We start from the raw sequence: 15,722 nt of genomic DNA on the forward strand, positions 1-15,722 counted from the left end.
CGGTTTTAATTGAAGAGCTTGCTGATACATGGCGTGGCAGCTTCGAGAATGCTGTAGTGGTCGGCCGTGAACCCGGTGGCGTTGAAGGACTGCCCACAGAGTGGCCGCCACTTGTCCCGCAGCTCTGCACTTTCTTCTGTGTGCAGTAACGTCAGATTGCTGTTGATGCCGGTTTTTGGGCGATAGGCTTCCAGAGCCTGCTGATGGGTGCAGAAGATCTGCAGTCGTCGTGATACCTGCTGATCGTCCATGCTGTCGGGGATCACGCCGATGCGCCGCATGGTTGCAATGGCCAGAACGTCCCGGTCCGGATGCTCGATCAGTTGGTTCATTTCGCTGGGCGAAAGTGGCAGGTCGACCGAAAGCGAACGGGCCATGTCCATCAGGTAAGCACCCAGCGGCCAGGTCTGCTCCTGTGCCGCGTGGCCCGGCGCGGGCGCGTCGATCAGCAGCAGTTGGCGTACTTCCCTGTCCAGTGCTTCCAGCTGACGGGCCATCTCGAAGGCAATCACTCCTCCCATTGACCATCCGCCCAACCAGTACGGCCCCTCGGGTTGAATTTCAAGCATCTGCTCGATGTAGATCGCGGCCATTTTTTCCAGGGTATCGACGACGTCGGTGCCGTGTTCAAGACCTCCGGCCTGGAAGGCGTGTACGCTCACGTCATCGGGCATCAACTGCGAAAGCTTGATGTAGGGCGAGACCACGCCGCCAACGGCATGCACCAGGAAGAGGTGCCTGCGCGTTCCCTGCTTGAGCCTGATACGGTTTGAACCACGTTCGCCGATGCCCTGGCTGATCTTTTCGATGAAGGCGCCCAGAGTGGCTGACTCGAAAATGTCACGAACGCGGGCCGCCAGCCCCAGCTCCCGGTTGACCTGATCGATCATTTTCATTGCCAGCAATGAGTGACCGCCTTCGTGAAAGAAGTTGTCGTTCAGGCTGATGAACTCAAGATTCAGCGTGTTCTTCCAGACCGCAGCCACGCTTTTCTCCAACGCAGTTCTCGGCGCCAGCAGTTGAACGGCCTGGTCCCGAACCACGCTTACAGGCTGCGGGAGCGCGCGCCGATCGACCTTGCCGTTTGACGTCAATGGCAAGTGGTCAAGAAACTGAAAGCAGACGTCTGCCATGTAATCGGGCAGGGTGCGGGCCAGGCATTCTCTGAGTTCGTCGACACCTGGCTGTGTATCCGCGTTGCACACAAGGTAGGCGGTAAGGGTGGGGTTATCCGCATCGCTGGTATTGACACTGACGACGGCCTGGCTGACCTGCGGATGGGCGCACAACTGCATTTCGATCTCGCCCAGTTCTATCCTGAAACCGCGCAATTTGATCTGCTGGTCGTTGCGTCCCAGATACTCGATTTCACCGTGGGCACGATAACGAGCGGTATCCCCGGTCATGTACATGCGACTGCCCGGCGTGCCGTGCGGGTCTGGGATGAAGCGTTCGGCCGTCAAGTCGACGCGTTTCAGATAGCCACGGGACAGTTGCACACCGGCCAGGTAGAGATTGCCGGTCACGCCAATGGGGACCGGTTGCAGCGTCTCGTCAAGAATGTACGTACGCGTATTGGCGACGGGGCGGCCAATCGGGACCGCATGACCGACGTCACCGGCCTGGCAATGCCAATGGGTGACATCAATCGCAGCCTCTGTCGGTCCATACAGATTATGCAGTTGTGTGGCTGGGTATCGTTTGAAGAACTCGTTTTGCACTGAGGTGGACAGTGCCTCGCCGCTGCTGAAGACCCGGCGCAGGGCGCGGGTGTGACTGGCCTGGGTCAAGGCCATGTAGGCGCTGAGCATGGAGGGCACAAAGTGCGCCGTGGTCACCCCCTCGCGTTCGATAAGCGCCTCCAGGTAGCGCGGATCTTTGTGCCCCTCGGGTTTGGCCAGCAGCATCCGCGCGCCCACACTGAGTGGCCAGAAAAATTCCCAGACCGATACGTCGAACGAAAATGGCGTTTTTTGCAGCACCCGATCTGTCGCATCCAGCAAGTAGGTGTCCTGCATCCAAAGGATACGGTTGATGATTGCCTCATGGCTGTTCAACGAGCCTTTCGGCGCACCTGTCGATCCGGAGGTGTAGATGCAATACGCCAGACAGGCCGGGTCTATCAGGCGCTGAGGATTGGTCTTGGGCAGGTGTGCCAACGAGGTTGCCTGCTCGTCCAGACACAGGCTGTCGGTCCGTTGCAGCGCGGTAAGTTTCAGCAGGCTGCGTTGGGTCAGGGTCAGGATAGGTGCGGCGTCTGCGAGCATGTACGCGATACGCTCGTCGGGATAATGAGGGTCGATTGGCACATAGGCGCCGCCGGCCTTCAGGACTCCCAGAAGACTGACGACCATCTCGACGCTGCGCTCCATGCAGATTGCGATCAGATCATCCGCCCGGGTACCCCGCGAAATCAGGTAGTGGGCCAACTGATTGGCGGCCTCGTTGAGTGCCCGATAGCTGAGGTGTTGGCCTTCGAAACTTACTGCGATGGCGTCCGGCGTCTGTTCCACCTGCTGTTCAAACAGATGATGAAGGGCTGCAACCGGACGATGACTGACCTTGGTCGCATTCCACTGCTCAAGCATCCTGTTTTTTTCAGAGGCCGAAAGCAGGTCAAGGCTTGCGACCGTTTTCTGTGCATCAAGGACGGCCGATTCAGCGAGGGTCTGGAACTGTGCGGCCAGCCGTTCAATGGTCGTGGCGTCGAACAGGTCGCAGTTGTATTCCCAGCGTACTTGATAGCCCTGAGCCGTGGGCGTCAGCTCCAGGCTCAAGTCGAATTTGGCCGTGGTGGTCCCGATGTCGAAGATCCGGACCTCGACGTCCGGAATTTTCAACGGCTCGGGCGCCGTGTTCTGTAGCACAAACATCACCTGGAACAGTGGCGAATGGCTCATGTCCCGAGGCGTATCCAGCGCTTCGACGACTTTTTCGAACGGCAGGTCTTGGTGGGCATAAGCGCCGAGCGTGGTGTTCCTGACCTGTTGCAATAATTGGCGAAATGTCGGATTGCCTTCAATGCGTGTGCGCAGGGCCAGCGTGTTGACGAACAGGCCGATCAAGGGTTCGACCTCGGTTCGGGTCCGGTTGGCGATGGGCGTGCCGACGACGATGTCGCGCTGGCAGCTGTGCCGGCTCAGCAGCAGACTGAACAGGGTGAGCAGGGTCATGAACGGTGTCACACCCAGGCTTTGGCTCAACGTATCGATCTTCTTGGACAGGGTTGGGGGCCATGTATGGTTAACGGCCTGACCTCGATAGGTCTGAATCGCGGGACGCGGTCGGTCCGTCGGCAGCTCGAGGCGGGCAGGTGCCTGATCCAGCTGCTGTCGCCAGTAGCCGACCTGCGCTGCAAAAACGCTTGGGGCCTGTAACGAGCGCTGCCAGAAGGCGTAGTCGCTGTACTGGATTTCCAAAGGCGGCAACGGTGATGCCTGGTCTGTCGAATACGCTTGGTAGAGCGCCATGATCTCGCGGGTAAGCAGCGCGATCGACCAGCCGTCAGCAATGATGTGATGCACGGTAAACAGCAGAATATGGTGCTCGTCGGCGACCTGCAGCAGGAGGACTCTCAGCAGTGGACCGGTTTCCAGGGAGAACAACTGTGAGGCATGGTCGCGTACCTGTTTTTCAGCCACCGACAGCGGCTGAGCGGTATGGCGCAAATCGAGAGAGATCAGCGTATCGAGCTGCGGGGGATGAACGAGGCTCACCACCTGGCCGTCTTCCTGCAAGGCGAATGTCGTGCGCAGGGGTTCGTGACGTCGAATCAGCTCGTCCAGGCATTGCTGCAACACCGGCTTTTTCAGCGGGCCGTTCAGTTCCAGCGCCAATGCAATGTTGTAAGCGGTACTGGAGCGATCCAGACGATTCAGGAAGAACAGACGCTCTTGGGCATAGGAAGCGACTTTCATGCCAGAGCCGGTGTTGGTGGCGGTGATTGCTGACAGGGTCGCTACCGGGCTTGTGCTCAGGCGCGGCAGCAATTGTTCGATGGTCGGCGCTTCAAACAGGGTGCGCAGCGCCATATCGACATTCAGCTGTTTGCGAATACGCGAAACCACCTGAGTGGCGAGCAAAGAGTGTCCACCAAGTTCGAAGAAGTCATCGGTGATACCGACCTGCGACAGATTCAGGACACTCGCCCAGATGGCAGCGAGTTGTCGTTCAGCGTCGCTCCTGGGGGCAACATATTGATTTTCGTGGTTGTCGTTTTCCGGCTGCGGCAACGAGCGTTTGTCGACTTTGCCACTTGGGGTCAGGGGCAGGGTCGGCAGGATGACGAAGGTGGTCGGCACCATGTAATCGGGCAGCGTTCGTCGCAGATGTTCCTTGATGTCCACGATGTTCAGCGTGCAGTCGCTTTTGGCGACCAGATAACCCACCAGCTTTTTCAGCCCTGGACGGTCTTCCCGGACCATCGCGGCGGCGCTTGCCACCGTTTCCTGGGCCATCAGTGCCTGTTCGACCTCGGCCAGCTCGATCCTGAAGCCGCGAATCTTGACCTGATGGTCCGAGCGCCCCAGATACTCGATATTTCCATCAGGAAGATAGCGCGCAACATCACCGGTCTTGTACATACGAGCGCCCGGCGAGAGGCTGTGGGGATTGGGAACGAAACGTTCGGCAGTGATATCGGGACGCTCCCAGTAACAGCGCGCCAAGTGAACGCCAGCAATGTAAAGATCACCTCGTACGCCGACCGGAACCGGTTCCAGACTGGCGTCGAGAACGTACATCTGCGAGTTGAACAACGGCTTGCCAATGGGCGGGAGGGCCGGCCATTGCGTGGCATCGCCGCTTAGCCGGTAGCCGGTGACGAAGTGTGACTCCGTCGGTCCGTACTGGTTGTGCAATAAGGCATCCGGCAGTTTTTGAAACAGGTCGACGACTTCCTGAGTGACCTGCAGTTGCTCGCCGCCGCAGACGACTTCCTTCAGGCAGGCCAGTTTATCTACATCCCGGGCAGCGTCAGCAATGCCTTGCAGGGCAACGAAGGGAATGAAAAGGCGGGCAATGTTCTGTCGCTGAATGAGTTCAAGCAGCAGAACGGGGTCCCGGCGCGTATCTTCGCTGACCATGACCAGCGTGCCGCCGCTGGCCCAGGTGGAGAAGAATTCGTCGAAACTCACATCGAAGCTCAATGGCGAGAATTGCAGCGTATTGTCGCCTCGGCTCAGGCGCGATTCAGTGAGTTGCCACTGCACGAGATTGGTCAGCATTTCGTGAGTCAGGGCCGCGCCTTTGGGCAGCCCGGTGGAGCCCGAGGTGTAAATGACGTAACACAGGTCAAGCAGGTTTTGCGGTCTGGCCGGATTTGACGATGGCTCATGCCAGGCATCGGCGCATTGGTCCATGCAGATGATGGTATGGCTGCAGCCTTCGACACGCGGGCGCAAAGTAGTCAGGGTGATGATCAGGTCGGCATGGGCATCCTGGGCCATGAAGCGCAGGCGCTCGGTCGGATAGCTCGGGTCCATGGGCACGCACACTGCCCCCGCTTTTAGTACAGCCAGAATCGCCACAGGCACATGCATCGAGCGCTCGAGGCATATGCCCACCAGCGTGCCGGGGAGGACGCCCGAGCGTTGCAAGTAATGGGCGAATTGGTTGGAACGTGCTTCCAGCTGTCGATAGCTCATCGACGCTGTGCCGAACATGACTGCGGGCAAGTCGGCGCACGGCTCGCTCATTTCGGTGAACAACTGATGCACCGCCAATGGGCGATAAACCTGCTGAGTCGCGTTCCATTCGTGGAGGATGTGTTGTTTTTCTTGCGCGGTGATCATCGACAGGCGCTGGGCGGGTTGGCTCGGATCGCTGATCGCCGAGCGGGCCAGTGTTTCAAAATGGCGGGTCATGCGTTCGATGGTGTCAGCGTCAAAAAGGTCGCTGTTGTATTCCCAGCGCATCTGATAACCCTCGGATGAGGGCGTCAGTTCCAGGGTCAGATCGAACTTGGCTGTGGTCGACTCAAGCGCGAAATTTCCGATCTCCAGCCCTGGCAGGTTCATTGCTTCAAGCGCAGTGTTCTGCAGGACGAACAGCACCTGGAACAAGGGCGAGCGACTCATGTCACGCGGGATGGCCAAAGACTCGACTACTTTTTCGAAAGGCAGTTCTTGATGGGCATAGGCGTTTAACGTGGTGTCGCGAACCTGTCCTAGCAGTTCGCTAAAAGTCGGGTTGCCTTCCAGGCGTATCCGCATGGCAAGGGTATTGACGAACAAGCCGATCAGCGGCTCGATCTCGGGTCTGGTGCGGTTGGCGATCGGGGTTCCGATCACAATGTCTTGCTGGCCGCTGTAGCGGTTGAGTAAGACATTGAACAGGGCCAGCAGCGTCATGAACGGCGTGCCGTCCTGAGCCTGGCTCAGGGCATCGATCCGTGCGGACAGCGTTTTGCCCAGTGAGCGACTGATGACCCTGCCACGGTAGGTCTGAATCGCCGGGCGCGGCCGGTCGGTAGGCAGTTCCAGAGTGGTCGGGGCCTGGGCCAGATGGCAGGACCAGTAATCGGTTTTCGACGCGAACTCGATGGGGGCCTGCCACTCGCGTTGCCAGGCAGCATAGTCACCGTACTGAATATCAAGAGGTGCCAGGGGCGAGGATTGGCCCTGTGCAAAGGCTTGATAAAGGGCCATGACCTCACGGGCGAGTACGGCCACCGACCAGCCATCACTGACGATGTGGTGCAGGGTCAACAGCAGGATATGTTGCTGCTCGCCAGTCTGTAACAACGAGGCGCGAAACAATGGGCCTTTTTCCAGAGAAAACAGGTGTTGTGCTTCGGCATTGGCGTGCGTTTGAGCGAGCAGGTAAGGCGTCGAGTGATGACGCAGATCGCGATAGACCAGTTGGCTCAGCGCCTCGGGGTGAACCTGTGCCTGAGGCTTTCCGTCTGCGTCCAGGACGAACGTTGTGCGCAAGGGCTCGTGGCGACGGATCAGCTCATCCAGACACCTGTGCAGCAGCGATGCCTCCAGCGGGCCGTTCAGTTCAAGGGCCAGCGCGATGGTGTAGGCCGCGCTGGCAGGCTCGAACTGATCCAGAAAATACAGTCGCTCTTGAGCGTACGACAGCGGCTGACGGTCCTGCGACGGTGAGCGCGGGATGATGGATTGGGCCTGCCGAGCGGTTGGCGAGCCGAGGCTTGCGATCAGTTGCGCGATGGTCGGCGCTTCGAACAATGTGCGCACCGAGAGTTCGATCTGCAGGGTATTGCGTAGCCGGGAAACAACCTGAGTGGCGAGGATCGAGTGTCCGCCCAGCTCGAAGAAGTTATCGGTAATACCGACGCCTTCCAGATTGAGTACGTGCTGCCAGATATCGGCTACGGCCTTTTCCATCGGTGTGCCAGGAAGAACACGATTCGCACCCGGCGGTGTGGTGTTGGGTGCCGGGAGGCGCTTGCGATCAAGTTTGCCATTGGGTGTCAGCGGGAATTGCTCAAGAACCACAAAGTGGTTCGGGATCATGTAGCCGGGCAACGTCTGCGCGAGGTGATGGCGCAGTTGTACCGGCTCTGCGGCGTATTGCTCACCGACCAACAGGTAAGCCACGATCTGCTGGTCGCCCGGCTGATCTTCCCGAACGATCACTGCCCCTTGGCGTACGCTGGGGAAGCTGACCAGACGGGTTTCGATTTCACCCAGTTCGATGCGGAACCCGCGGACCTTGACTTGATGATCGATGCGCCCCAGAAATTCGATTTCGCCGTTGGGCAGCCACCTGACCAGGTCGCCGGTTTTATAAATACGTGCTCCTGACCCTGACGCATAAGGATCGGGCACGAATTTCTGCGCAGTCAGATCCGCACGGTCGAGATAGCCACGGGCGACACCCTCGCCACCGATGTGCAGTTCGCCGGGACTGCCGGTCGCACACAGGCGCGCGTTCTCATCAAGGACACGCAGCACGGTGTTGGCAATCGGGCGACCCAGAGTGCTAGCGCTGCCCGTTACACGGCTGATGGCTGACCAGATGGTGGTTTCGGTCGGGCCATACATGTTCCATACCGAGTCGCTGCGTTGCAGCAGTTTTTGCGCCAGAACAGGTGGCAGCGCTTCGCCGCCGCAAAGTACTTTGAGCTTGAGCGTGCTTGGCCAGCCTGCCTCCAGCATCAGCCAGTAGGTTGAAGGTGTGGCCTGGATGAAGGTGACATCCTGGTGCATGGCCAGCTTGATCAACGCCTGTCCATCCGCCGCCGCTTCCGAGTCTGCCAGCACAAGGCTTGCGCCACTGATCAATGGCAGGAAAAGCTCGAGGACACTGATGTCGAATGAGATCGAGGTGACCGCCAACAATCGGTCCCCAGCGTTTATGCCAGGCTGGTTCGTCATCGACAGCAGAAAGTTAACGACCGCCCGGTGCGGCACCTGAACGCCTTTCGGTAAGCCGGTTGAGCCTGAGGTGTAAATCACATAGGCCGTGTTCAGAGCGGCGACGGGATGCCGGATATCAGAGGGACGAGGGTTCGATTGCACTTCATCGAGCAGGACAATCTGTACCGCTGCTGCGCTGAACGCCTGCACGTACGGGCGCTCGCTGAGCAGGATCCGAGCCTTGGAATCCTGCAGCATGTGCAGCAGGCGGGCATGAGGATAGCCTGGGTCCATCGGCACATAATGTGCACCCGCCATCCAGGTGCCGAGCAACGCTGCCACCATGGTGACCGAACGATCCAGACAGATCGCTACACAGGTTTCCGGACCCGCGCCCAGCGCAATCAATCGGTCAGCGATGGCCGTTGCCTGCAGCTCCAGTTGGCGATAGCTCACCTCCTGCCCGGCGCAGATAATCGCAGTTGCGTCAGGGGTGGCCCGTGCCTGGGTCAGAACCAGATCGTGTACGCATTGATCTGCACTGAGCGTGTGGGCAGGCGTGGGTGCGGTCGCCAGTCGGGACAGCCGTTCCTGCCGGGGCAAAATTTCGAGGTCGCCGATACGGGCAGTGGTGTCGACGACAATGGATTCCAGTAATACACGATAGTAGCCACTCATACGTTCAATGGTGGCCTGGTCATAAAGCGCGGTCCGGTACTCGAAGAAGCCTCCCAGGGTGTTCTGCCGAGTGTTCATTTCCAGAGACAGGTCAAACTTCGAGAAGCGGCAGTTCTGCTCCAGTGTGCCGGACGTTGTCCCACTGAGTGTCAGTCCTCCGGCCAGGTCCTGGTTGAAGAAAGAAAACAGGACTTGAAAGAGCGGCGAGTGGTTCAGCTCCCTGGCAGGGCGTAACGCCTCGACCAGTCTTTCGAACGGGATGTCCTGATTCAAGTCCGAGTCGAGCAGTGTCGATTGGGTTTGTTGCAGATAATCGGCAAACGTCTGTTGCGTGCTCATCTGACTGCGCAACACGAGGGTGTTGACGAAGAAGCCGATCAGCGGCTGGATTTCGGCACGACCGCGATTGGCGACCGGATACCCGATACAGATATCGGGCTGATTGCTCAAGCGCAGCAGCAGCGTATTGAAGGCACATATCAGCGTCGTGAACAGCGTCACATGGTGGCGTTGGCTGAGTTCCTGGAGTTGCGCTCCGAGTTCGGCGGGAAGTGTGAAGTGAACCCGGTTACCCGCATAGTCGAGTCGTGCAGGGCGGGGCCGGTCGGTCGGCAGTTCAAGAACGCTTGGCGCATCCTTGAGCTGAGTCTCCCAATAATCCAGCTGTGGTTGCACGACCTCTTCCTGCAGCCATTCCCTTTGCCAGACGGCGTAGTCGGCATAGTGTATTTCAAGCGCTTGAAGGTCAGCGGCTACGCCGTTCAGCTCGGCGTTGTAGAGCCGACTGAGCTCGTCCAGCAACACGCTCATGGACCAGCCATCTGCAACGATATGATGCAGGGTCAGCAGCAGGACATGCTCATCGGCCCGGACTTCGATGGCTGTGGCGCGGATCAGTGGTGCCTGCGTCAGGTCGAAGGGGCTGGCCGCCTCATCATCCATGAACTGTTGCAGGGTGAGGTTCCGTTCAAGGAGCGCCGCCAGTTTTACAGGCCTGATCAGCACCGGCGCCTCGCGCACGATCACTTGCACGGGTAGATCTTTATCCACGGAAAATGAGGTGCGTAGCGCTTCATGCCGCTCGATGATGGCATTAAGGCTGCGCTCAAGGATATCGAGCCGCAGCACACCGTTGATCCGGCAGGCGGCCGGGATGTTGTACAGGCCAGTGCCGGGTTCATATTGCTCGAGAAACCAAAGACGCTGTTGAGCAAAGGAGGTGCTGAATTGATCGGCTGACATGACTCGAAATCTCTTCTGGTTCTCTGTCCAAGAGGTCCGGTTCTTGATGCAGCGCATGGCGTGATGACATGCGGCGAGAACAATCGGTCCTGGGCAGGGGCGCTAGGGCATGCTTTTCAGGAAGGTGCCGACTTATGATCGGCACAAGGCAAGTCGAGGACCCAATCAGGTCTGGTTACGCGTCAGCCGCTTGATTGGCGGTGCCGACGCGCGTGGTGTTCGTGCCGCCTGATCGATGTAAGCCGCCATGGCCGCGACCGTTGGCGATTCGAATAGATGCTTCAGCGGCAGGCTGACCGAAAAGGTCTGCTGGACGCTGGCGAGAATCTGGGTTGCCAGCAGGGAGTGCCCGCCCAGTTCGAAGAAGCTGTCGTTGATGCCAACGCGGGGGACCTTCAGCGTCTCTTGCCAAAGGCTGACCAGGCTTTTTTCGGTTGCGGTGGTCGGCGCCAGATAATCCCGGGCGAGCGACTGGGCAATTGGCTCGTGGGGCGGTAGCGCCTGTCGATCGATCTTTCCGTTAGCGCTCAGTGGCAACGCGGCAAGAACAACGTAAAAGCTCGGCTGCATATGGTCGGGCAGTATTTTTCCGAGCTGTTTACGCAGTTGCGCAGCGTCCGGTTCGCTCACACTGGATGTAATGTAGGCCACAAGGTATTGGCCACCAAACGCATCGTCCCTGGGGACAACTACGGCTTCACGCACCGTTGGGCACTGTAGCAAGGCGTTCTCGATCTCGCCCGGTTCGATGCGGAAACCACGGATCTTGATCTGATGATCGATACGCCCCAGGTATTGGATATCACCTGATGGCAGATAACGGCCACGATCTCCGGTGAGGTACATCCGGCCACCGTGGTTGTCGTTCGGGTCCGGAATAAAACGTTCTGCGGTCAGATCGGGACGCCCGAAGTAGCCTCGGGCCAGCTGCACCCCGGCGATGTAAAGATCGCCGATGACCCCGATAGGGGCTGGCTGCAGAGTCTCGTCCAGAATGTACAAACGGGTGTTGGCCACTGGGCGGCCAATCGGCACGAGTGGATGGCGATAATCGGGTTGGCATTCCCAATAAGAGACGTCCACGGCCGCTTCGGTCGGTCCGTAGAGGTTGTGCAGACGCGTGTGCCGGTAGCGTTCGAGGAACTCGTTGGCCACCGCCACCGGGAGTGCTTCACCACTGCTGAATACGTGACGTAGTGAGTCGGCGGGTTGTGCTGGCCCGGTTTTGAGAAAGGCTTGCAACATTGAAGGCACGAAGTGCGCGGTTGTCACGCCCTGCTGACCGATCAGGTTCCATAGATAGGACGGGTCTTTGTGCCCCTCGGGTTTGCAGATCACCAGCCGGGCGCCCTGGATCAGCGGCCAGAAGAACTCCCAGACCGAGACATCGAACGAGAAAGGCGTCTTTTGCAATACGCGGTCCTGGTTCGATAGGGCGTACTGCTCTTGCATCCATTGCAGCCGATTGACGACAGCGCCATGAGCGTTCATCACGCCTTTCGGGCGGCCTGTGGAACCGGAAGTATAAATACAGTAGGCCAAGCTATCGGTATCGCCGATTGTCAGGTTATGGGATGAGCATCCGGCGATCTCCTGCTCTTCGGTCTCCAGCCATAGGGTCGGTACTGAATGCTCGGGCAAACAGTCTCGCACGCTCTCTTGAGAGACCAGCACGTCAGGTTTGGAGTCGTCGAGCATGTAGGCCAGACGCTCGGTGGGGTAGCCGGGATCAAGGGGCACGTAGGCGCCGCCTGCCTTGAGAATGGCCATTAGCGCGATGACCATCTGCGCGCTGCGTTCGATGCACAGAGCCACTCGTGAATCGAGCCCCACGCCATAGTCGAGCAGGCGGTGGGCCAACTGGTTGGCCCGTGTATTGAGTTGAGAGTAGCTCAGTTGCTCTGCCTCGAAGACCAGCGCGATAGCCTCGGGCGTGCGTTCGACCTGCTGCTCGAACAAGCCATGAAGTGTTTGCCCGAGCGGATAGTCCCGATCGGTATCGTTCCACAGACTGGTCAGCTGTCGTCGCTCGTTCTCATGGAGCAGAGGCAGGGTGTTGACCGGCACCTGGGGCTGGCCAGTCGCACCGGTCAGCAGAACGAGGAAGTGATTCATCACGCGGTCGATGGTCGACGGTGTGTACAGTTCCTTGTTGTACTCAAACGCGATGGACAGGTTTCGTGTCGTTGAATGCACCTCCATTTTCAACTCGAACGCTGCGTGGTTCACAGTACTCGGGTGATGGCCAACGAGGCTTATCCCACTGCTTCTCTGCAGCCCTGGCCGCGGCGTGGGTTCGGCTATTTCGTTGTGGAAGTTCATCACGAATTGAGCGTAAGGCGTACCGCCGGTCTGTCTGGGTGGCGCCAGATGCTTGAGGATCAGCTCGAAAGGGATCTGCTGGTCATAGGCAGCCAGTAATTGCCGGGAGGTGGTTTTCAACAGGTTGCTGAACGCCTCGTCCCCTTTGATGTGACTATATAGAGGCACTACGTTGATGAAATTGCCGATCAACCCCTCGGTCCCTTCCGGGCGATTCGCCGACATCACGCCGATGCACAGATCTCTTTGTCCGGTCATGCGTTGCAACAGGACATTCATGGCAGTCACCATCACCATGAAGACTGTGGCGTTGTTCAGGCGGGCAAACGTTTCGAGTTGTCGCACCAATTCCTGCGGCACCTGAATCGTGCGCACATCGCCTTCCTGACGGGTGTTCTCATGGCGTGGAAAATCAGTCTGCAGATCTAGTGACGTCGGAGCATTGGCCAAGTGCGCACGCCAGAACGCCAGTTTCTCCTCAAGCCATGGGCCAGCGATGTGCTGCTGCTCCCACAGCGTGTAATCAGTGTACTCGAAGGGCAACGCAGGCAGCGCCGCAGGCTGGTCATGTACAAGCGCGTCATAGAGGGCCGAGAACTCATGTTGCAGCACATTGCTCGACCAGCCATCGCAACTGATGTGATGCAAGGTCAACAGCAGGACATGGCGCTGTGGGGCACTTTGCAACAGGCGGGCGCGAATCAGTGGGCCTTGTGCCAGATTGAACGGTTGATAAGCCTCATGGCGAATGGCCTCGGCAATTGCGCAGGCCGCCTGGTCGCCCGATTGACTGAAGTCGACATGAGTTACCGGGACCTTCAGTACCGGCAGAATATGCTGCTGAAGCACACCGCCTTCGCGCTTGAACAGGGTTCTTAATGGCGTGTGGCGCATAACCAGCAGGTTCACGACCTGCTGGACGATTTTTGCGTCCAGCGGCCCGTCGATGGTCAGCGCCAGAGGCAGCGAATAGAACGGGTTGTCGGGCTGGTACTGGTCGAGAAACCAGAAACGTTGCTGTGCATAGGACAGCGGTACAGGTACTTGGTGAGGCGCGCGGGCAATGGCTGGCAGAGATTGGCCAGATGGGGGCCGTGCGTTGGAGATTTCAGCTGCCAGTTGGTGGAGTGTCGGCGAATGGAAGAGCACACTGAGCGCCAGGTCGACATTGAAGCGCTTGCGAACCTCCATCATCATCTGTGTGGCCAGCAATGAATGACCACCCAGCAAGAAGAAACTGTCAGTACTGGAAATATCCTGTCGATCCAGTGTCGTTTGCCAAATGGATAACAGCTGCGCCTCTATTTCTGTAAGGTGCGCGCTGCTCCGGGTGTCCGCCTGATTGCCTTCATCTTCCCGGCTCCATGACCATATCGGCTTCAGCTCTGCAGCTTCGAACAGGTCTCTGCAGCGAGCCCGCTGAATCTTGCCGCTAGAAGTTCTCGGCAGCGTACCCGTCTTGACCAGAAGCACTGCTGCCAGATCGAAGACTTCATGACGATCTGCCAGTTCGGCCCGCAGGCGGGGCATCACGCTGTCGAATTCAACGTGTTGGCGTGACTCCAATTCCTGCACGACCACCAGTTGACTGACCTCGCCGTTCTCGATGGAGAAGGCCGCGCAGCCATTGGCGCGAAATGCCGGGTCGATGGCTTCGACCGTTATCTCGATGTCCTGAGGGTAAATATTTCGCCCACTGAAGATCATTACCTCCTTGAGGCGGCCAGTAATATAAAGATCGCCGTCATTGACGAAACCCAAGTCCCCGGTACGGAACCAGCGGGTTTCATCGCCCTCTGCACGGGTATTGAAAACCTGGCTTTCAGCCTCTTGCCGCCAGTAACTGCGGGCGGTTGACGGACCGCTGATCCATATTTCACCCACCTGCTGCGCCGCGAGCCGTAAGGCGTGCTGCGGATGGAAAATCCCGACCCGGTGATCGCCTGTGATTTCGGTGCCCGTGGCCACTAGCTCCACTGCGTCGGCGGCATGCCGTTCGGGCCTGACCTGGCCATTTTCCAGCGCACTTTTGCTGATAGTGCGCATACGCGGCAATTGTCCGATCGGGGTCTGCGTATTGGCCGTCACCAACAGTACGGACTCGGCCATGCCGTAAGCGGGAACCATGGCATGGGGTTTTAAACCACAGCCGGAAAACGCTTCCACGAACGACCTCAGAGTGCCCGGACGAATTCGCTCAGCCCCGTTGACCGCAATTTCCAGTGAACCAAGGTCAAGGCTTTGTTTCTGCTCTTCAGTGACGCGCTGGACGCACAGCTGGAAGGCGAAGTTGGGGCCGCCGGTGATGCGTGCCCGGTAGTCTGAAATCAATTTCAACCAACGGTAGGGGCGCATGACAAATGCCGCAGGCGGGAACTGCACGCAATGGCTGGCCATGTAGACCGGAAGAATGATCGCACCGATCAGCCCGAAATCGTGATGGGCCGGCAGCCAGGAGACGAAGACATCCTGCTCGCGTATCCGGTAGGTCTGTTTTGACAGTTCCACATTGGCCAGCAGATTGGCGTGGCTGACCATCACCCCTTTGGGCGCTCCGGTCGACCCTGATGTGTACTGCAAAAATACGATGTCGCTCGCCACGGTCGGCGGGCATTGCCAGTCGGCGCTGGCATCCACGAGCAGGTTGCTGGACAGCCAGGTGATGTCCGTGAGCAGGTTGGGCGTGTTGTCGTCAGTGACTATGCGTTGCAGCCCAGTCAAAACCGCATCCATCGTCAAGGCAAGTGCTGGCTGTGAGTCCTGTGCAATCAGATGCAGGCGAGGCAACGTCTTGGCGTTGGCCGGCGACAGTGCTGGAACCGCAATGACGCCAGCGTAGATGCAGGCATAAAAGGCAATGGTGTATTCCATACACGGTGGGTACACCAGCAATACCCGATCGCCAGGTCGAGTGTGGCGTTGTAAGTGAGCCGCCAGGCTACGTGCTTTTTGATCCAGTTGAACGTAGGTCAGACTATCACTGACCGACTCGCCGTCAGCCAGGTAAGTAAAGGCCAGACGCTCGGCATTGACTGAGTCATGCGTTGCTCGATAGCGGACAACATCCAGAAAAGTGTTGAAGTGCAGCGCAGTTGGTTTGTCCATTTGACGGCTCTAAAAAACGTGGTGATGTTGGCGGCAGGGCAACTTCTC

Annotated in this window: 2 protein-coding genes; both read right to left on the reverse strand. The window is 58.6% G+C overall.

Annotation, left to right across the window (positions count from 1 at the left end; all coding sequences use genetic code 11):
• Nucleotides 1-5: 5 nt before the first annotated feature.
• The gene (locus QRN38_RS20995; RefSeq protein ID WP_235814598.1) at nucleotides 6-10,247 is read right to left on the reverse strand and encodes a non-ribosomal peptide synthetase; all 10,242 of its coding nucleotides are present in this window, start codon (nucleotides 10,245-10,247) and stop codon (nucleotides 6-8) included.
• 165 nt (nucleotides 10,248-10,412) lie between these two features.
• A complete protein-coding gene (locus tag QRN38_RS21000; RefSeq protein ID WP_057417924.1) occupies nucleotides 10,413-15,674 on the reverse strand; it encodes a non-ribosomal peptide synthetase in 5,262 nt (1,753 codons plus the stop codon).
• Between the last annotated feature and the right edge of the window lie 48 nt (nucleotides 15,675-15,722).

Origin of the sequence: Pseudomonas sp. CFBP2511 (genome assembly GCF_030209255.1) — a bacterium.
In the GTDB taxonomy this organism is placed as follows: Bacteria; Pseudomonadota; Gammaproteobacteria; order Pseudomonadales; family Pseudomonadaceae; genus Aquipseudomonas; species Aquipseudomonas avellanae.

Bases quoted from the DNA above. Each gene is read 5' to 3' on its own strand.
- QRN38_RS20995 (WP_235814598.1), bottom strand. From the start codon at position 10,247: ATGTCAGCCGATCAATTCAGCACCTCCTTTGCTCAACAGCGTCTTTGG.
- QRN38_RS21000 (WP_057417924.1), bottom strand. From the start codon at position 15,674: ATGGACAAACCAACTGCGCTGCACTTCAACACTTTTCTGGATGTTGTC.